Origin of the sequence: Streptomyces sp. OZ13 (assembly GCF_052068155.1) — a bacterium.
Classification (GTDB): Bacteria; Actinomycetota; Actinomycetes; order Streptomycetales; family Streptomycetaceae; genus Streptomyces.
In genome coordinates, this window is the sequence record NZ_JBQHCZ010000008.1 from 120,357 (window position 1) to 140,095 (window position 19,739).

A 19,739-nucleotide genomic window follows, 5' to 3' on the forward strand; every position below is an offset into this window, starting at 1 on the left:
TCGCCGTCAGCCCCACTCTGTCGCTCTGGGCCCGCCACCAGCCGAAAACAGTCGTAGGAGCCTCGAATGCGCATAACTTCCGGTGACGTCCCGCGCAGACGCCGCACAGTCACCCTCACCACCGCGGGTCTGCTGTCCCTCGGCCTCCTCGTCACCGGATGCGGCGGCTCCGGGGGCGACGAGAGCAACGAGGGCTCGGGCGGCGGAACGATCACCCTTCGTGTGGGCACGTTCGGATCGTTCGGCTTCGACAACAAGACCGGCGCCAAGCTCTACGCCGAGTACGAGAAGCTGAACCCCGGCATCAAGATCGAAGAGACGAACGTCGCCGACGGCCAGAAGTACTGGGACGCGCTGAAGCTGCGGCTCTCGCAGGGCAGCGGCCTCGCCGACATCCAGGCCATCGAGGTCGGTTACATCGCGGAGGCCACCGGCGAGGCGATGTCCGGGAAGTTCGTCGATCTGGGCAAGACCGAAGGCGTCGACACCTCGAAGTTCCTCGACTGGAAGGTCAAGCAGGCCACCGCCCCGAACGGCTCGACCGTCGCGCTGGGCACGGACATCGGCCCGATGGGCATCTGCTACCGCAAGGACCTCTTCGAGAAGGCGGGGCTGCCCACCGACCGTGAAGAGGTCGGCAAGCTGTGGGCGGGCGACTGGGCCAAGTTCATCGAGCAGGGCGAGAAGTACAAGGCCAAGGCGCCGGCGGGCACCGCGTTCCACGACTCGGCGAGCGGTCTGTTCAACGCCGTCGTCTCCAGCCAGCCGGACCAGTACTCCGGTGAGGACGGCAAGCTCCGCTGGGAGAGCAGCCTCGGCGTGATGAAGGCCTGGGACACCGCCGTCAAGGCCGCACAGGGGGGACTCACCGCCAAGCTGCGGCAGTTCGACGAGAAGGGCACCTGGAACGCGGCCTTCAAGAACTCCAAGTTCGCCACCGTCGCCTGTCCTTCCTGGATGACCGGCATCATCAAGGACCAGGCCGGCCCGGCCAACAAGGGCAAGTGGGACATCGCCCAAGCGCCCGTCCCGGCGAACTGGGGCGGCTCCTTCCTCGCCGTGCCCAAGGCGGGCAAGCACACCGCCGAGGCCGCGAAGCTCGCCGCCTGGCTGACCGCGCCCGAGCAGCAGGCCAAGGTCTTCGCCGTGAACGGCAACATCCCCTCGACCACGGACGGCCTCAAGTCCGAGACCGTGCAGAACGCCCAGCCGGAGTACTTCCCCGGCGTCCCGGTCGGCAAGATCTACTCCGAGGCCGCCCAGCAGATCAAGCCCGCCCCGATCGGCCGCTGGGACGGACAGGTGAAGACCTTCCTGACGGACAACGGAATCCTCGACATCGAGACGCGTGGCACCTCGCCCGAGAAGGCCTGGAACAACGTGAAGAAGCTGGTCGACGACAAGATCGATCAGTAGTCGCCGCCTCCCGTCGGCTGCCCGCGCGGCAGCCGGCGGCCCCTTTCGCGGGTGCCGTCGAAGCCATCCGCCGTTCCGTCACCACTCACCAGGGAAAGGGCGCCTGATGGCCACCTCCCTCCAGCCCGACAAGGGCGCCGCTGTGATCGCCGCTTCCTCCGGCACGCCCAGGGCCCCCAAGCACCGGGACCCGTCCGGCTGGCGCAGCCGCCTGTACCGCATCGACCTCAAGGCGACCCCGTACGTCTATGTCGCTCCGTTCTTCCTCGTCTTCGCCGCCTTCGGTCTGTTCCCGCTCCTCTACACCGGCTGGCTGTCGCTCCAGAAGGTCGAGCTGGGCGGCGAGGCCGAATGGCGCGGCCTGGACAACTACACCCGGCTCGCGGAGAGCGACTTCTTCTGGAACGCCCTGGCGAACACCTTCACCATCGGTGTGATCTCCACGGTGCCGCAGCTGCTGATGGCGCTCGGTCTGGCGCATCTGCTCAACTACCGCATCCGCGGCCGTGGTTTCTACCGCGTGGCGATCCTCGCCCCGTACGCCACCTCGATCGCGGCCGCCGCTCTCGTCTTCGCCCAGCTGTTCAACACCGACTACGGGATGATCAACCAGCTGCTCGGCTACGTGGGCATCGACCCGGTCAACTGGGAGACCGAGAAGTGGCCGGCCCAGATCGCCATCTCCACGATCGTCACCTGGCGCTGGACCGGCTACAACGCCCTCATCTACCTGGCCGCGATGCAGGCCGTGCCGAACGATCTCTACGAGGCGGCCGCACTCGACGGGGCGTCCCGCTTCCGGCAGTTCATCAGCATCACGATCCCCTCGATCAAACCGACGATCCTGTTCACCATCGTCGTCTCCACCATCGGCGCCACCCAGCTGTTCGGTGAGCCGCTGATCTTCGGAGGCAGCCTCGGCATCGGCGGCGGCAGCGGCAACCAGTACCAGACGCTGAGTCTGCTGATGTACGAGAAGGGCTGGGTCACCGGCGCGCTCGGCCAGGCGTCCGCCATCGCCTGGGTGATGCTGCTCCTGCTGCTGGCCATCGGACTCGTGCAGCGCCTGCTCAGCCGGTCGAACGCGCAGAAGAAGAACGGAGCGGCACGCTCATGAGCCATGTGCTGAACAGGACCGCGGCGCCCGCCGCGTCCGCCACGACCGGGGGCCGCAGGCGGCGGCTCGGCCAGAAGGCCGGCCGTCAGCACCACGGTGGTCCGCTGACGTACGCGCTGCTGGTCTTCGCCGCGGTCGTCTCCCTCTTCCCGCTGTACTGGAACCTGGTCGCCGCCTCCCACACCGGCGAGCGCGTGGTCCAGGCCCCCAGCCCGCTGCTGCCGGGCCGGGAGCTGTTCAACAACCTCTCCATCGCCTGGAACCAGGTGGACATGGGGGAGGCGCTGATCAACACGACGATCGTCGCCGGCGCGGTCGCGACGAGCACGGTGCTGTTCGCGACGCTCGCCGGGTTCGCCTTCGCCAAGCTGCGGTTCAAGGGACGCAACGTGCTCCTGGCGATCGTGGTGGCGACGATGACGGTGCCGCCGCAGCTCAGCGTCATCCCGCTCTACCAGCTGATCACCGAGTTCGGCTGGGTCAACCAGCTCCAGTCGGTGATCCTGCCCAGCCTGGTCGCCGCCTTCGGCGTGTTCTTCATGCGGCAGTACCTGCTCGAGGCGCTGCCGGTGGAGCTCATCGAGGCCGCCAGGATGGACGGCGCGCACAGCCTGCGCATCATCTGGCACGTCGTCTTCCCCATCGCCCGGCCGGCGATGGCGGTCCTCGGCATGCTGATCTTCGTGCAGGCGTGGAACGACTTCTTCTGGCCGTTCATCGCGCTCACGCCGGACGGCGCCCCCACCCTCCAGGTGGCCCTCGCCGGGCTCGGGTCCGGCAACCACACCGTCAACCACGCGATCGTGCTGACCGGCGCGTTCATCGCCACCGTGCCGCTGCTGCTGGTCTTCGCACTCCTCGGCAAGCACATCGTCGGCGGCATCACCTCGGGGGCGGTCAAGAGCTGACACGCAGGGGAGCCGGGGCCTGTGGGGCGCGTGGGGCGCTCTGCGGGCCCCGGCGCATGTCCCGGGACGGCGCGGCCGTTCAGGGCCCGGCCCGTTCAGTCCGGGAGGGCCGCCCTCGCGCACGCGGCGCGCAGTTCCGGCAGGCCGATGAACTCGGTGTGCGTGCCGGCCGCGCCGCAGGCGAAGGCGCCCGACACGGAACCGGCGAGCACGCACCGCTCCACGTCGCCGCCCTCGAACAGCGTGTGCAGGAACGCGGTGACGAACGCGTCCCCGGCGCCGTTGCTGTCGACGACGGGCCGTTCGGGGCGTACGGCGGGGAAGTGGCGGACCTTGTCCTCACCGCGCACCAGCACATGGCAGCCCTCGGCGCCGTCCGTCGCCACGACGATCCGCGCGCGGCCCTCGTCGACGATGTCCCGCATCACCCTCTCGAGCCGGCCGTGCAGCGCGGCGGCGCTCAGGAAGACGTAGTCGGAGGCGAGGGCGTAGCCGCGGTGGTGCGGATTGCGTCCGTCCCAGTCGTGCAGATCGGTGGAGCTGGTGATCCCGAGGCGGTGGATGTCCTCGTACATGTCGCGGTTGTGGCCGACGATCGACAGATGGACGTGCCGGGCGCGCTCCAGGTGAGGCAGGTAGAAGGAGCGCGGGAGCCGCAGGTCGGCGGGGTGGCGGCCGTCGTAGAAGGAGAAACGGCGGCCCTGCGGGTCGACCAGGTTGATGCCCCGGGGCGTGCCGTGCGGGGAGACGACATGGCTGAAGTCGAGACCGTGCTCCTCGTAGGCGGCGAGCACGGTGCGGCCCTGGACGTCGTCGCCCAGGAAGTCGATGAACTTGGTGGCGAGGCCCAGTGCCTGCCAGCCCAGTGCCACCCCGTTGCCGGTGTGGCCCACGTAGTCGCGCACCGGGGGGACGAACAGCGAGTCGCCCGGCGGCACTTCCAGCGCGTCGACGCGGACGATCGTGTCCACGCCGGTGCCGCCGACGACCAGTACGTCGTAGCGGGGACCGCTCATCCGTCGGCTCCGTCCCGGTCCGGGGTCCGCTTGGCCGCCGACGCGGTCGAACCGCGGACCACCAGTTCCGGCATGAACACGAACTCGCTGTGCGGGGCGGGTGTGCCCCCTATCTCCTCCAGCAGCGCGCGCACCGACGCCTGCCCCATCGCCTGCACGGGCTGGCGGATGGTGGTGAGCGGCGGATCGGTGAACGCTATGAGCGGCGAGTCGTCGAAGCCGACCACCGAGATGTCCCTCGGCACGTGGAGCCCCTGCTGCCGGGCCGCCCTGATGGCGCCGAGCGCCATCATGTCGCTGGCGCAGGCGATCGCGGTGCACCCCTTGGCGATCAGCGCCGCCGCGGCGGCCTGGCCGCCCTCGAGGGTGTAGAGGGAGTGCTGGATCAGCTCCTGCGACTCCTCGGGCGACAGCCCGAGCCGCTCCTCCATGGCGAGCTGGAAGCCCTCTATCTTGCGCAGCACCGGCACGAACCGCCTGGGGCCGAGCGCGAGGCCGATCCGGGTGTGGCCGAGGGAGGCGAGGTGGGTCACGGCGAGCTGCATCGCGGCCCGGTCGTCGGGGGAGACGAAGGGGGCCTGCACCTTCGGCGAGAAGCCGTTGACCAGGACGTACGGGACGCCCTTGGCCCGCAGCTGGTCGTAGCGCTGCATGTCCGCGGTGGTGTCGGCGTGCAGTCCGGAGACGAAGATGATGCCGGAGACGCCGCGGTCCACCAGCATCTCGGTGAGCTCGTCCTCCGTGGACCCGCCGGGGGTCTGGGTCGCGAGCACCGGGGTGTATCCCTGGCGGGTCAGCGCCTGGCCGATGACCTGGGCGAGCGCGGGGAAGATGGGATTGTCCAGCTCGGGGGTTATCAGTCCGACCAGTCCCGCGCTGCGCTGCCGCAGCCGCACCGGACGTTCGTAGCCGAGCACGTCGAGGGCGGCAAGGACGGACTCGCGGGTGGCCGCGGCCACGCCGGGCTTGCCGTTGAGCACGCGGCTGACTGTGGCTTCACTGACCCCCGCCTGGGCTGCGATGTCGGCGAGCCGCGCGGTCATGGAAGTGGACTGTACCGGGCGTACGTCGGATTGCCCACCAGGTGCGGGAATCGGCAGGTTCATCGCCTCATGTCGCGGCCGGCGCCGTCGGCGGGGCCTCGCGAGGCATGAAACCTGTCACATCGCTGCAAAGCCTTGCGGAGTGCTTGCGAGGGGCCCGTCCAGGGGCGCACCCTGGGCCTGGTCCGGTCTCCAGGAGGGTGTCAAGCGATCCTTCGGCAACTCTCCGGACACGCGGATGTAACGATCGCCCGTCCTTGCAGAAATTTGCCGCAAGGTCTTTCGAAGCGATTTCAGCCCTGTTACGTTCCTGGCAACCCGGCACCGCGAGGGAGCGGACGGCGGGAGGCAGGTCTTCGCCTCCGCCCTTCCGGGATCAGTTGAAGGAGTTCACATGCGGCGTGGCATAGCGGCCATCGCTCTGGTCTCGGCACTGGCCGTGTCGGCGACGGCGTGCGGCGGGGACGACAGCGGCGACAGCGGCAAGAAGAGCTCGGGCGAGCTCAGCGGCACGGTCACCTGGTGGGACACCTCGACGGTCGGCAGCGAGGACAAGGTCTTCAAGAAGATCGCCGAGGGCTTCACCAAGAAGCACCCGAAGGTCACCGTCAAGTACGTCAACGTGCCGTTCGGTGAGGCGCAGAACAAGTTCAAGAACGCCGCCCAGTCCGGCTCCGGCGCCCCCGACGTCATCCGCTCCGAGGTCGCCTGGACCCCCGAGTTCGCCGACCTCGGCTACCTCGCGCCGCTCGACGGCACCGCCGCGCTGAAGGAAGAGGACGACTTCCTCAAGCAGGCCGCGGCCTCCACCAAGTACAACGGCAAGACCTACGCCGCGCCGCAGGTCATCGACTCCATGGGCATCTTCTACAACAAGAAGATCTTCAAGGAGGCCGGTGTCGAGGTCCCCAAGACCATCGACGAGCTGAAGACCGTCTCCGCCACCATCAAGGACAAGACCGGCAAGACCGGCCTCTACCTGCGCGGCGACGACGCCTACTGGTTCCTCTCCTTCCTCTACGGCGAGGGCGGCGACCTGGTCGACGCCAAGAACAAGAGCATCACGGTCGACAACGAGGCCGGCGTCAAGGCGATGAAGGTCGTCAAGGACCTGGTCACCTCCGGTGCCGCCAAGACCGACGCCACCGACGGCTGGAACAACATGCAGACCGCCTTCAAGGAAGGCAAGGTCGCCATGATGATCAACGGCCCGTGGGCCGTCGCCGACACCTACGCGGGCCCGGAGTTCACCGACAAGGCCAACCTCGGCGTCGCCCCCGTGCCCGCCGGTTCGGCCGGCCAGGGCGCCCCGCAGGGCGGTCACAACCTCGCGGTCTACGCGGGCTCCAAGAACCTGGACGCCTCGTACGCCTTCACCGAGTACATGACCTCCGCCGAGACCCAGGCCCAGGTCGCCAAGGAACTCAACCTGCTCCCGACCCGCACCTCGGTCTACTCGCAGCCCGGTGTCGCCAGCAACGAGATCGTCGGCTTCTTCCGCCCGGTCGTCGACAAGGCCGTCGAGCGCCCCTGGATCCCCGAGACCGGCAGCCTCTTCGCCCCGCTCGTGACCGAGTACACCAAGGTCCTCACCGGCCAGACCACCCCGGAGAAGGGCGCGAAGGCGGCGGGCGACGCCTACCGCAAGCTCCTGAAGGACTGGAAGTAACAGGAAGGTTGGCCGGCTGATGGCTGTGGACACCAGCAGCCAGTCGGTGGCGAAGGCCGCGGGCGATGTCGCCCGCGGCCGGAGCCGCGGTACTGGCAAGCCCGAGCGGAAGCTCAAGCGTTCCCTCTCCACACACTGGTACGCCTGGGCGATGGTCGCCCCGGTGACCGTCGTGATCGCCGTGATCATCGGCTACCCGCTGTTCCGCGGCATCTATCTGTCGCTGACGGACGCGAACGAGCGGAACGTCGCCCGGAGCATCGGCGTCAACGAGATCCCCGCCACCTACGAGTTCGTGGGCCTGGAGAACTACACGGAGGCCCTGACCGGAGACCAGTTCCTCGGCACGCTCGGCTGGACGCTGCTGTGGACGGTGGCGTGCGTCTCGGTCACCTTCGTCCTCGGCCTCGGCCTCGCCAACATGCTCAACCGCAGGATCGCCGGCCGCTCCTTCTACCGGATGCTGCTGATCCTGCCCTGGGCGGTGCCCGGCTTCGTCTCCGTCTTCGCCTGGCGCTTCCTCTACAACCAGGACAACGGACTCCTCAACAAGATCCTCGCGGGCGGCGGCATCGACGCCGTGCCGTGGCTGAACGACCCGACCTGGGCCAAGTTCTCGGTGATCGCCGTGAACGTCTGGTTGGGTGTGCCGTTCATGATGGTCGCCCTCCTCGGCGGCCTCCAGTCCATCCCGGGCGAGCTCTACGAGGCCGCCGAGATGGACGGCGCGAGCGCCTGGCAGCGGTTCCGCAACATCACGCTGCCCGGACTGCGTTCCGTGAGCACCACCGTGATCCTGCTGAGCACCATCTGGACGTTCAACATGTTCCCGGTGATCTTCCTGCTCACCCGGGGCGGGCCCGGCGATGCGACGCAGATCCTGGTCACCCAGGCGTACAAGTTCGCCTTCGAGATCAGCCCGCGGGACTTCGCCCAGTCGTCCACGTGGGGCGTGCTGATCCTCGTCCTGTTGATGCTCTTCGCCGCGGTCTACCGGCGAGTCCTCCGCAAGCAGGGAGAAGTCTGGTGACCACCGCCGTGAACACGTCCCGACGCGGCCGCCGTTCGCCGCTGGCCTCCGTCGGTCTGCACGCCACACTGATCGTGGCCTCCGTGATCGCCGTCTTTCCGGTGCTGTGGGTCTTCCTGACCTCCCTCAAGCCGGCGGAGTACGCGATCACCACGGACTTCGTGAAGGAACCGACCCTCGCGAACTACACCTACCTGCTCGAAGAATCCGAATTCCTCGCCTGGTTCGGCAACTCGCTGCTCATCGCGGGCCTCACCACCGTCCTCGGCGTCTTCGTCTCCGCGACCACGGGCTACGCGGTCAGCCGCTTCCGGTTCCCCGGCAAGCGCGGACTGATGTGGACCCTGCTCATCACCCAGATGTTCCCCGTCGCGGTCCTGATCGTGCCGATCTACAACATCATGGCCACGATGGGGCTGCTCAACCAGCCGGTGGGCCTGGTCGTCACGTACCTGACCATCGCCGTCCCGTTCTGCGCCTGGATGATGAAGGGCTTCTTCGACACGATCCCGATGGAGATCGACGAGTCGGGCCAGGTCGACGGGCTCACCCCGTTCGGCACGTTCTGGCGGCTGATCCTGCCGCTCGCCAAGCCCGGCATCGCGGTCACCGCGTTCTACTCGTTCATCACCGCCTGGGGCGAGGTGGCCTACGCCTCCGCCTTCATGGTCGGCGACGAGAACCTGACGCTCGCGGGCGGTCTGCAGAAGTTCGTCAACCAGTACGGCGCCCAGTGGGGCCCGATGGCGGCGGCCTCCGTGCTCATCGCCATCCCGGCCGCGCTCGTGTTCCTCTTCGCCCAGCGGCATCTGGTGACCGGTATGTCCGCCGGTGCCGTCAAGGGCTGACCACTCGTATGAAGCGGCGACGCCGGTCCGCGCCTGATCCCCGGGCCGGCGTCGCACCCCACCCCATCACCTCCAGGGATGACATGACCCAGCACCTTGCTGCCCCCGCCGCCCCCACGTCCGGCACGCACACGGGCTGGTGGCGCGACGCGGTGATCTACCAGGTCTATCCGCGCAGCTTCGCCGACGGGAACGGCGACGGCATGGGCGATCTCGAAGGCGTGCGCAGCAGACTGCCGTACCTGAAGGACCTCGGTGTCGACGCCGTCTGGCTCAGCCCCTTCTACGCGTCCCCGCAGGCCGACGCCGGTTACGACGTCGCCGACTACCGTGCCATCGACCCGATGTTCGGCACGCTCCTCGACGCCGACGCGCTGATCCGTGACGCCCACGAACTGGGTCTGCGCATCATCGTGGACCTCGTCCCCAACCACTCCTCCGACCAGCACGAGTGGTTCAAGCGCGCGCTGCGCGAGGGACCCGGGTCCCCGCTGCGGGCCCGCTACCACTTCCGCCCCGGCAAGGGGGAGAACGGCGAACTCCCGCCCAACGACTGGGAGTCCATCTTCGGCGGCCCGGCCTGGACGCGTACCGAGGACGGCGAGTGGTACCTGCACCTCTTCGCCCCGGAGCAGCCCGACTTCAACTGGGACAACCCGGCCGTCGCCGACGAGTTCCGCTCGATCCTGCGCTTCTGGCTGGACATGGGCGTGGACGGCTTCCGCGTCGACGTCGCGCACGGCCTGGTCAAGGCCGAGGGCCTGCCGGACCTCGGCGGCACCGACCAGGTCAAGCTGCTCGGAAACGATGTCATGCCGTTCTTCGACCAGGACGGTGTGCACGAGATCTACCGCAGCTGGCGCACCATCCTCGACGAGTACCCGGACGACCGGATCGCCGTCGCGGAGGCATGGACGCCGACCGTGGAGCGCACCGCGAACTACGTGCGCCCCGACGAGCTCCACCAGGCGTTCAACTTCCAGTACCTCGGCACCCCCTGGGACGCCGCCGAGCTGCGCGCCGTCATCGACAGCTCGCTCGCCGCGATGCGCCCGGTCGACGCCCCCGCCACCTGGGTGCTCTCCAACCACGACGTCACCCGGCACGCCACCCGCTTCGCCAACCCGGCGGGCCTCGGCACCCAGCTCCGCACGGCAGGGGACCGCGAGCTCGGTCTGCGCCGGGCCCGCGCCGCGACGCTGCTGATGCTGGCCCTGCCCGGCTCCGCCTACATCTACCAGGGCGAGGAACTCGGCCTGCCCGACGTCACCGACCTCCCGGACGAGGTGCGCCAGGACCCGTCGTTCTTCCGCGCGGCCGGCCAGGACGGATACCGCGACGGCTGCCGGGTGCCGATCCCGTGGACCGTGGAAGGCTCCTCGTACGGCTTCGGCAGCGGCGGCAGCTGGCTGCCGCAGCCCGCCTCCTGGGGCGGGCTGAGCGTCGAGGCGCAGACCGGCGACCCCGGCTCCACGCTCGAGCTCTACCGCAGCGCGCTCGCGGTGCGCCGTGAGCACCCGGGCCTCGGCGCCGGGACGGCCGTGGAGTGGCTGGAGTCTCCCGAGGGCGTGCTCGCCTTCCGCCGCGACGGCTTCGTCTGCACCGCCAACACCACCGGTGCGACGGTCCGCGTCCCGCTGCCCGGCCGCACCCTGCTCGCCAACGAGACGGTGATGATCGTGGACGACATGGCGGAGCTGCCCGCCGACACCACAGTCTGGTGGGCGGTGTGACGATCCCGCTGCCTCGGGGCGACGGAAACGGCGCCCCGAGGCTCGCCGACCTCGCCCTCCAGGCGCAGGTCAGCGAAGCCACGGTCAGCCGGGTGCTGAACGGCAAGGCCGGCGTCGCCGCCGCCACCCGGCACAAGGTGCTGGCCGCCCTCGACGTGCTCGGTTACGAGCGGCCCGTGCGCCTGCGGCAGCGCAGCGCCGGGCTCGTCGGCCTGATCATCCCCGAGCTGACGAACCCGATCTTCCCCGCGTTCGCGCAGGTCATCGAACAGGTGCTGGCGGGCCACGGCTACACGCCCGTGCTGTGCACGCAGATGCCCGGCGGTTCGACGGAGGACGAGCTGGTCGAGCAGCTCGAGGAACGCGGCGTCACGGGCATCGTGTTCCTTTCCGGGCTGCACGCCGACACGACGGCCGACCCCTCCCGTTACCTGAAACTGGCGGGCCGTGGCATCCCGTTCGTCCTGATCAACGGTTACAACGAGGCCGTGGAGGCGCCGTTCGTCTCGCCGGACGACCGGTCCGCGGCGCGGATGGCCGTGCGGCACCTCGTCGAACTCGGCCACGAGCGCATCGGTCTGGCCATCGGCCCCACCCGCTACGTGCCCTCGCTGCGCAAGGCCGAGGGCTTCACCGAGGCTCTCCAGGCGATGCTGGGGCTGGGCGCGGACGAGGCGCAGGGGTTCATCCAGCGCACGCTGTTCTCCGTCGAGGGCGGCCAGGCGGCCGCCGGCCTGCTGCTCGACCAGGGGTGCACCGGCATCGTCTGCGGCAGCGACCTGATGGCGCTCGGCGCCATCAGGGCGGTGCGGGCGCGGGGACTCGAGGTGCCCGGGGACGTCTCGGTCGTCGGCTTCGACGACTCGCCGCTCATCGCCTTCACGGACCCGCCGCTCACGACGGTGCGTCAGCCGGTGCAGGCCATGGCGACGGCGGCGGTCGACGCGTTGGTCGAGGAGATCGACGGAAACCCGGTGCAGCGCACGGAGTTCGTCTTCCAGCCGGAACTCGTGGTGCGCGGCTCGACGGGTGCGCCGCGGCGCTGAGACGGCGCCGGGCAGGCGCCGATCGGCCGGGAGCGCGTCGGCGATAGGAGCGGTGCCGGGGCGCTTCGGCGGGAACTGACGGTGCGTGGCGGCGCTGAGACGGCGCCGATCGGCCGGGGCGCCGTCGCCTTCAGGCGAACGCGGCGGCGCCATAAGGCTGTTCGGAAGCCCGGGGCCTGCCCCTGGTCGGGGCTGCGGCGGGGTCTGTCTGCGGCCCCGGGCCTCCAGCTTGTGGGGCATCGGCCGGTGAGTGGGGGTGGGGGGCCGGTACCCGTGACTCCGGGGCCTGTTGAGGCGCTCCGGCCCCTGAGCCGGTGACCGGCCCGGCCGGCCGGGCGCGTAGGGCCCCGGCACTGACCGGAACCCCCGGCCGACCGGACCGGAGTCGTGGTTGAACGTAACACCGTTGCAATGGCTTGCGAAAGAGTTTGCGGCCAGGAAACAGTGGGTTTTCAAGCATGTCACCGGAGTCTGCCCGAAGGGTTGACCGGCGGCCGGACGGGCCATACGGTCTCGTCCGCAACGAGTTTCAGACTTCTTGCAGCAAGAAATCCCCAAGGCCTTGCGGGCACGGCGCGTTGCCGCACGAGGCTGACCCCTCGCATCCGCACCTTCCTGTGAGCCCAGGAGGAATCATGGCCAGCAGAACCGTGGCCGCGGCACTCGCCGTTGTGGCAGGAGCCGCCGTCGCCGTCACGGCCCCCAGCACCGCCCAGGCCGCCCCACCCGGCGACAAGGACGTCACCGCGGTGATGTTCGAGTGGAAGTTCGACGCGGTCGCCCGTGCCTGTACCGACTCCCTCGGCCCCGCCGGCTACGGATTCGTACAGGTCTCGCCGCCCCAGGAGCACATCCAGGGCAGCCAGTGGTGGACCTCCTACCAGCCCGTCAGCTACCGGATCGCCGGTCGTCTCGGTGACCGCACCGCATTCCGGAGCATGGTCGACACCTGCCACGCGGCGGGCGTCAAGGTCATCGCCGACTCCGTCATCAACCACATGTCCGCCGGTTCCGGCACCGGTACCGGCGGATCCGCGTACACGAAGTACAACTACCCCGGTCTGTACTCCTCGCCCGACATGGACAACTGCACCTCGCAGATCAACAACTACCAGGACCGCGGGAACGTGCAGAACTGCGAGCTCGTCGGGCTCGCGGACCTGGACACCGGCGAGGAGTACGTCCGGGGCCGGATCGCCGGATATCTGAACGACCTGCTGTCGCTCGGCGTCGACGGCTTCCGCATCGACGCCTCCAAGCACATGCCCGCCGACGACCTGGCCGCCATCAAGGGCAAGCTCGCGAACCCGGGCGTCTACTGGAAGCACGAGGCCATCCACGGCGCGGGCGAGGCCGTCTCCCCGAGCGAGTACCTCGGCAGCGGCGACGTCCAGGAGTTCCGCTACGGACGCGGCCTCAAGCAGGTCTTCACCGGCGGGAGCCTCGCCCACCTGAAGAACTTCGGTGAGGGCTGGGGCTTCATGGAGTCCGGGAAGTCCGCCGTCTTCGTCGCCAACCACGACACGGAGCGCGGCGGCGACACCCTCACCTACAAGGACGGGGCCAACTACACACTGGCCCACGTCTTCATGCTCGCCTGGCCGTACGGCTCGCCCGACGTCCACTCCGGCTACGAGTTCACCAACCACGACGCCGGCCCGCCGAACGGCGGAGCGGTGAGCAGCTGTTACAGCGACGGGTGGAAGTGCCAGCACGCCTGGCGCGAGATCTCCTCGATGGTCGGCTTCCGCAACACCGCCCGCGGCCAGGGCGTCACCGACTGGTGGGACAACGGCGCCGACCAGATCGCCTTCGGGCGGGGCGACAAGGCGTACGTGGCCATCAACCAGGAGGGCGCCGCGCTCACCCGCACCTTCCAGACCTCCCTGCCGTCCGGCACCTACTGCGACGTGCAGAGCGGCAGGAGCGTCGCCGTCAACGGCTCCGGGCAGTTCACCGCCACGCTCGGCGCCGGCACCGCCGTCGCACTGCACGCCGGCGCGCGGGACTGCGGCGGCGGCTCGACCGATCCCGGACCGGTGAGCGCGGGCGCGTCCTTCGCCGTCAACGCCACCACGGTCGTCGGCCAGAACATCTACGTCACCGGCAACCAGCCGGCGCTCGGCAACTGGAACCCCGCCGGCGCGGTCAAGCTCGACCCGGCCGCCTACCCCGTGTGGAAGGCGGACGTGAACCTCGCCGCGGGCACGCCCTTCGAGTACAAGTACATCCGCAAGGACGGAGCAGGCAACGTCACCTGGGAGAGCGGCGTCAACCGCACCGCCACCGTCCCGTCCTCCGGCAAGGTCACGCTGAACGACACCTGGCGCAACTGACGCCACCCCCCGTGCTGCCCCGCGTCCCTCCCCGGGCGCGGGGCACCGCACTCGCACCACAACCCACCCTCATCCAGGAGAGACCCGCCTTGATACGCCCCCGTGTCCCGCTGCGCCACATCGTGGCCGCCGCCGCGGCGACGGCGACGGTCGCGGCGCTCGTGACCGCCCTTCCGGCGGCCGCGGCGCCCGAACCGCCGAAGCCGCCGTCGGACAGATCGCTCGCCGCGGAGCCGGCCCGCCACGACCTCACCCGCGAGCAGTTCTACTTCGTCCTGCCCGACCGCTTCGCGAACGGCGACAGGAACAACGACCGCGGCGGACTGACCGGTTCGCGCCTCACCACCGGCTACGACCCCACCGACAAGGGCTTCTACCAGGGCGGTGACCTCAAGGGGCTCACCGAGAAGCTGGACTACATCAAGGGTCTCGGCACCACCGCCATCTGGATGGCGCCCATCTTCAAGAACCAGCCCGTGCAGGGCGAGGGGAAGGACGCGGGCGCCGGCTACCACGGCTACTGGATCACCGACTTCACCCAGGTCGACCCGCACTTCGGCACCAACGCCGACCTGGAGAGGCTGATCGACAAGGCCCACGCCAAGGGCATGAAGGTCTTCTTCGACGTCATCACCAACCACACCGCCGACGTCGTGGACTACAAGGAGAAGTCGTACGGCTACCTCTCCAAGGGCGCCTTCCCCTATCTGACCGAGGACGGCGTGCCGTTCGACGACAGCGACTACGCCGACGGCACCGGGCGCTTCCCCCGCACCGACGAGGACTCCTTCCCGCGCACCCCCGTCGTGCCGGACGCCAAGAAGAACCTCAAGGTCCCCTCCTGGCTCAACGACCCGGAGATGTACCACAACCGCGGTGACTCGACCTTCGCCGGCGAGTCCTCCGAGCACGGCGACTTCGTCGGCCTGGACGACCTGTGGACCGAGCGTCCCGAGGTCGTCGAGGGCATGGAGAAGATCTACCAGCGCTGGGTCCGCGACTTCGACATCGACGGCTTCCGCATCGACACGGTCAAGCACGTCAACACCGAGTTCTGGACACAGTGGGCGACCTCGCTGGACGAGTACGCGGCGAAGCGCGGCCGTGACGACTTCTTCATGTTCGGCGAGGTCTACTCCGCTGACCCGGCCATCACCTCGAAGTACGTCACCCAGGGCCGTCTCGACGCCACGCTCGACTTCCCGTTCCAGGACGCGGCACGCACCTTCGCCTCGCAGGGCGGATCCGCCGAGAAGCTGGCGAACCTCTTCTCGCAGGACTACCGCTACACCACGGACAAGGCCAACGCCTACGAATCCGTGCCCTTCCTCGGCAACCACGACATGGGCCGCTTCGGCACCTTCCTGGCGCAGGACAACAAGGACGCCGACGACGCCGAGCTGCTGAAGCGCTACCGGCTCGCCAACGAGCTGATGTTCCTCAGCCGTGGCAACCCCGTCGTCTACTACGGCGACGAGCAGGGATACACCGGGGCCGGCGGCGACAAGGACGCCCGTCAGACGCTGTTCGCCTCGAAGACCGCCGACTTCCTGGACGACGACCAGATCGGCACCGGCCGCACCCACGCCGAGGACGCGTACGACACGTCGCACCCGCTCTACCGGCAGATCGCCGCACTCGCGAAGCTCACCAAGGCGCACCCCGCGCTGCGTGACGGCATCCAGCAGCAGCGGTACGCGCAGGACTCGGTGTACGCCTTCTCCCGCACCGACGCCCGGGCGGCGACCGAGTACGTCGTCGCGGTCAACAACGCCACGGAGCCGAAGACCGTCCAGGTGCCGACCGGTTCGGCCGCCATGGACTTCACCGCGATCCACGGCGCCGACGGCACCGTCCGCAGCGGAGCCGACAAGAAGATCGAGGTGACCGTCCCCGCGCTTGCCTCCGTCGTCCTCAAGGCTGCCGGGCCGCTCGCCGCGCCCGCCGCCGTGCCGTCGATCACGCTCGAGGCACCGGAGGCCGGCGCCACCGGCACCGTCGAGATCTCCGCGGACGTCGACGGCGGGCAGCTGAACCGTGTCGTCTTCGCGGCCCAGACCGGCAACGGCAGGTGGCAGGTCCTCGGCTCCGCCGACCACGCCCCCTACAAGGTCACCCAGCACATCACGGCCCCGGCCGGAACGGCCCTGCGCTACAAGGCCGTCGTCGTCGACAGCGCGGGCCGTACCGCGAGTGCCACGGCCGCCACCACCAGCGGCGCCCCGGCCGTCGAGCAGCCGCCGAGCGCCACCCAGCGCGACTACGCGATCGTCCACTACAAGCGCGCCGACGGGAACTACGACGACTGGGGCCTGTACACCTGGGGCGACATCGCCGAGGGCGAAGGCACCACCTGGCCCGCGGGCAAGCCGTTCACCGGCCGTGACGCCTACGGCGCCTTCGCCTACGTCAAGCTCAAGCCCGGCGCCTCCTCCGTCGGCTTCATCGCCGTGAACAAGGACGGCGTGAAGGACACCGACGCCGACCGCAGCATCGATCTGTCCAGGACCGGCGAGGTCTGGATCGAGCAGGGCGAGCCGGAGGTGCGGAACACGGCCCCCGAGGGCGCCTACCCGCCCCAGGACACCGGCAAGGCGATCCTGCACTACAAGCGGGCCGACGGCGACCACGCCGGCTGGGGCCTGCACACCTGGACCGGCGCCGCGAACCCGACCGACTGGTCGAAGCCGCTGGAGCCGGTGCGGACCGACGCGTACGGCGCGGTCTACGAGGTGCCGCTGGCGCCCGGCGCCACGTCGCTCAGCTACATCCTCCACAAGGGCGACGAGAAGGACCTGCCGTCCGACCAGTCGCTCGACCTCAAGGCCCACGGCCACGAGGTGTGGCTGCTCGCCGGCCAGGAGAAGTACCTGCTGCCGCAGCCCAAGGGCGGCGGAGCGGCACTGGACCTGACCAAGGCACAGGCGGTCTGGATCGACGAGAACACGGTCGCCTGGAACGGCAGCGAAGCCGCCGCCTCCAGCGCCCTGCTCTACTCGCGCGACGGCTCGATCGCGGTCAAGGACGGCGCGCTCACCGGTGACCGCCGCGTGCTGCGACTCGCGAGGACGGAGCTCACCGACGCGCAGAAGGGCAAGTTCCCGCACCTGTCGAAGTACACCGCCCACATGGTCGACCCGCGCGACCGCGACCGCATCCGGGAAGCGCTGAAGAGCCAGCTCGTGGCGGCCCAGTACGCCGCCAACGGAGCCGTGGTCACGGCCACCGGGGTGCAGATCGCCGGAGTGCTCGACGACGTGTACGCGGCCAGGGCCACCAAGGCCGACCTCGGCGCCACCTTCGACCGCAAGGGCGTGCCGACACTGCGGCTCTGGGCACCCACCGCCCAGCACGTCTCCCTCGAACTCGAGGGGAGGACCGTCGCGATGCGCCGCGACGAGGCGAGCGGCGTCTGGTCGGTCAAGGGCAGCAAGAGCTGGAAGGGGGACACCTACCGGTACAACGTGAAGGTCTGGGCGCCCTCCGTCCAGAAGGTCGTCACCAACAAGGTCACCGACCCGTACTCGCTGGCGCTGACGGCAGACTCGGAGAAGAGCGTCGTCGTCGACCTGGCCGACAGGTCTCTCGCACCCAAGGGCTGGTCGACGCTGAAGAAGCCCGCGGCCGTGCCCCTGAAGGACGCCCAGATCCAGGAGCTGCACGTCCGCGACTTCTCCATCGCGGACGCCACCGCCGAGAACAAGGGCACCTACCTCGCGTTCACCGACAAGGACAGCAAGGGCTCGCGGCACCTTCGCGAACTCGCCGGCGCCGGCACCTCGTACGTGCATCTGCTGCCCGCCTTCGACATCGGCACCATCCCCGAGAAGAAGTCGGACCAGCAGCAGCCCGAGTGCGAACTGAAGGTCTACGCACCCGACTCGGAGGAGCAGCAGGCCTGCGTCGCCGCGGCGGCCGCGAAGGACGCGTTCAACTGGGGCTACGACCCGCTGCACTACACCGTCCCCGAGGGTTCGTACTCCACCGACCCGGACGGCACGAAGCGCACGGTCGAGTTCCGGCAGATGGTCAAGGCGCTGAACGAGGACGGCCTGCGCACCGTCATGGACGTGGTCTACAACCACACCGTGGCCGCGGGACAGTCGGACAAGTCCGTACTGGACAAGGTCGTGCCCGGCTACTACCAGCGGCTGCTGGCCGACGGCAGCGTCGCCACCTCCACGTGCTGCGCCAACACCGCGCCGGAGAACGCGATGATGGGCAAGCTCGTCGTCGACTCCGTCGTGACCTGGGCGCGTGACTACAAGGTGGACGGCTTCCGCTTCGACCTGATGGGACACCACCCGAAGGAGAACATCCTGGCGGTGCGCTCCGCGCTCGACGAGCTGACGCTCGAGCGGGACGGTGTGGACGGCAAGAAGATCATCCTCTACGGGGAGGGCTGGAACTTCGGCGAGATCGCCGACGACGCGCGGTTCGTCCAGGCCACCCAGAAGAACATGGCCGGCACCGGCATCGCCACCTTCTCCGACCGGGCGCGCGACGCCGTCCGCGGCGGCGGACCCTTCGACGAGGACCCGGGCGTGCAGGGCTTCGCCTCCGGTCTCTACACCGACCCGAACACCTCGAAGGCCAACGGCACCGAGGCCGAGCAGAAGGCGCGGCTGCTGCACTACCAGGACCTGATCAAGGTCGGGCTGTCCGGCAACCTCGCGTCCTACTCCTTCACCGACACCAGCGGCCGGACCGTCAAGGGCTCCGAGGTCGACTACAACGGCGCCCCGGCCGGTTACGCCGCCGTGCCCGGTGACGCGCTCGCCTACTCGGACGCCCACGACAACGAGTCGCTGTACGACGCCCTGGCCTTCAAGCTGCCGGCCGGCACGTCGCCGGCCGACCGGGCCCGGATGCAGGTGCTCGCGATGGCGACGTCGGCACTGTCGCAGGGGCCGTCGCTGTCCCAGGCAGGCTCGGACCTGCTGCGGTCCAAGTCGCTGGACCGCAACTCGTACGACAGCGGTGACTGGTTCAACGCCATCCACTGGGACTGCCGCGACGGCAACGGCTTCGGCCGCGGACTGCCTCCGGCGGCCGACAACAAGTCCAAGTGGGGCTTCGCGAAGCCGCTGCTCAGCAACCCGTCGCTGACCGTGGGCTGCGCCGAGATCGACGGCGCCTCCGCGGCCTACCGGGACCTGCTGAAGATCCGCACCGGTGAACCGGCCTTCGGTCTGTCCACCGCCGGGCAGGTCCAGTCGGCGCTGTCCTTCCCGCTGTCGGGCAAGGACGAGACCCCCGGCGTGATCACCATGCGGCTCGACGACCTGGTCGTGGTGTTCAACGCCGGTCCGCAGCAGCAGACCCAGCGGGTCGCGGCACTGGCCGGCGAGGACTACGCCCTCCACCCGGTCCAGCGCGCGGGCGCGGACCCGACCGTCAAGTCGGCCGCGTACGAGAAGGGTTCGGGCACCTTCACGGTCCCGGCACGCACGGTCGCCGTCTTCGAACGCGGCTGAGCATCTGCCCCTGATCCCCTGATCCCCTGGTCCGGACTCCGGGCCAGGGGATCGCTGTGTTCCGGGGCGCTCTCACGGCCGGGGTCCCGGCGTCGTGCCC

The 19,739-nt window shown here is 69.5% G+C and carries 12 protein-coding genes; 10 read left to right on the forward strand and 2 right to left on the reverse strand.

The window, feature by feature from the left end; all coding sequences use genetic code 11:
* Window positions 1–66: 66 nt before the first annotated feature.
* From ACTMTU_RS19790 to ACTMTU_RS19800, 3 genes are all read left to right on the forward strand, one after another.
* Window positions 67–1,416, forward strand: a complete 1,350-nt coding sequence (locus tag ACTMTU_RS19790) for an ABC transporter substrate-binding protein (protein WP_441264816.1) — start codon at window positions 67–69, stop codon at window positions 1,414–1,416.
* Window positions 1,417–1,522: 106 nt separating this feature from the next.
* Window positions 1,523–2,533: a carbohydrate ABC transporter permease gene (locus ACTMTU_RS19795; protein WP_441264817.1), complete on the forward strand. Its 1,011-nt coding sequence runs from the start codon at window positions 1,523–1,525 to the stop codon at window positions 2,531–2,533.
* Entirely contained in the window at window positions 2,530–3,441 is a 912-nt protein-coding gene (locus ACTMTU_RS19800; protein ID WP_189471791.1) for a carbohydrate ABC transporter permease, read from the forward strand. Before ACTMTU_RS19795 ends, ACTMTU_RS19800 begins: the two co-directional genes overlap by 4 nt.
* Window positions 3,442–3,536: 95 nt before the next feature.
* Here ACTMTU_RS19800 and ACTMTU_RS19805 read toward each other — a convergent pair whose 3' ends face one another.
* On the reverse strand, window positions 3,537–4,457 hold the full coding sequence (locus ACTMTU_RS19805; RefSeq protein ID WP_441264818.1) for a carbohydrate kinase family protein: 921 nt from the start codon (window positions 4,455–4,457) through the stop codon (window positions 3,537–3,539).
* Entirely contained in the window at window positions 4,454–5,500 is a 1,047-nt protein-coding gene (locus tag ACTMTU_RS19810; protein WP_441264819.1) for a LacI family DNA-binding transcriptional regulator, read from the reverse strand. The genes ACTMTU_RS19805 and ACTMTU_RS19810 overlap by 4 nt, the downstream gene beginning before the upstream one ends.
* Before the next feature lie 394 nt (window positions 5,501–5,894).
* On the opposite strand from ACTMTU_RS19810, the gene ACTMTU_RS19815 reads away from it, so the two are divergent.
* From ACTMTU_RS19815 to pulA, 7 genes are all read left to right on the forward strand, one after another.
* Window positions 5,895–7,169: an extracellular solute-binding protein gene (locus tag ACTMTU_RS19815; protein ID WP_441264820.1), complete on the forward strand. Its 1,275-nt coding sequence runs from the start codon at window positions 5,895–5,897 to the stop codon at window positions 7,167–7,169.
* A 19-nt stretch (window positions 7,170–7,188) separates the two neighbouring features.
* Window positions 7,189–8,199, forward strand: coding sequence for a carbohydrate ABC transporter permease (locus ACTMTU_RS19820; RefSeq protein ID WP_441264821.1), 1,011 nt, complete (start codon window positions 7,189–7,191; stop codon window positions 8,197–8,199).
* Window positions 8,196–9,047: a sugar ABC transporter permease gene (locus ACTMTU_RS19825; RefSeq protein ID WP_441264822.1), complete on the forward strand. Its 852-nt coding sequence runs from the start codon at window positions 8,196–8,198 to the stop codon at window positions 9,045–9,047. The genes ACTMTU_RS19820 and ACTMTU_RS19825 overlap by 4 nt, the downstream gene beginning before the upstream one ends.
* A gap of 83 nt (window positions 9,048–9,130) precedes the next feature.
* Entirely contained in the window at window positions 9,131–10,780 is a 1,650-nt protein-coding gene (locus ACTMTU_RS19830) for a glycoside hydrolase family 13 protein (protein WP_441264823.1), read from the forward strand.
* Window positions 10,768–11,826, forward strand: a complete 1,059-nt coding sequence (locus tag ACTMTU_RS19835) for a LacI family DNA-binding transcriptional regulator (protein ID WP_441264824.1) — start codon at window positions 10,768–10,770, stop codon at window positions 11,824–11,826. The genes ACTMTU_RS19830 and ACTMTU_RS19835 overlap by 13 nt, the downstream gene beginning before the upstream one ends.
* 635 nt (window positions 11,827–12,461) lie before the next feature.
* Window positions 12,462–14,162, forward strand: a complete 1,701-nt coding sequence (locus tag ACTMTU_RS19840) for a carbohydrate-binding module family 20 domain-containing protein (protein WP_441264825.1) — start codon at window positions 12,462–12,464, stop codon at window positions 14,160–14,162.
* A gap of 89 nt (window positions 14,163–14,251) precedes the next feature.
* Window positions 14,252–19,639 (forward strand): pullulanase-type alpha-1,6-glucosidase, encoded by a 5,388-nt coding sequence (pulA, locus tag ACTMTU_RS19845; protein ID WP_441264826.1) that lies wholly within the window; start codon window positions 14,252–14,254, stop codon window positions 19,637–19,639.
* The last annotated feature ends 100 nt before the right edge of the window (window positions 19,640–19,739 follow it).

What these genes read in the sequence shown, in the direction of transcription:
- ACTMTU_RS19790 (WP_441264816.1), top strand. Translation starts at nt 67, where the DNA reads ATGCGCATAACTTCCGGTGACGTCCCGCGCAGACGCCGCACAGTCACC.
- ACTMTU_RS19795 (WP_441264817.1), top strand. Translation starts at nt 1,523, where the DNA reads ATGGCCACCTCCCTCCAGCCCGACAAGGGCGCCGCTGTGATCGCCGCT.
- ACTMTU_RS19800 (WP_189471791.1), top strand. Translation starts at nt 2,530, where the DNA reads ATGAGCCATGTGCTGAACAGGACCGCGGCGCCCGCCGCGTCCGCCACG.
- ACTMTU_RS19805 (WP_441264818.1), bottom strand. Translation starts at nt 4,457, where the DNA reads ATGAGCGGTCCCCGCTACGACGTACTGGTCGTCGGCGGCACCGGCGTG.
- ACTMTU_RS19810 (WP_441264819.1), bottom strand. Translation starts at nt 5,500, where the DNA reads ATGACCGCGCGGCTCGCCGACATCGCAGCCCAGGCGGGGGTCAGTGAA.
- ACTMTU_RS19815 (WP_441264820.1), top strand. Translation starts at nt 5,895, where the DNA reads ATGCGGCGTGGCATAGCGGCCATCGCTCTGGTCTCGGCACTGGCCGTG.
- ACTMTU_RS19820 (WP_441264821.1), top strand. Translation starts at nt 7,189, where the DNA reads ATGGCTGTGGACACCAGCAGCCAGTCGGTGGCGAAGGCCGCGGGCGAT.
- ACTMTU_RS19830 (WP_441264823.1), top strand. Translation starts at nt 9,131, where the DNA reads ATGACCCAGCACCTTGCTGCCCCCGCCGCCCCCACGTCCGGCACGCAC.
- ACTMTU_RS19840 (WP_441264825.1), top strand. Translation starts at nt 12,462, where the DNA reads ATGGCCAGCAGAACCGTGGCCGCGGCACTCGCCGTTGTGGCAGGAGCC.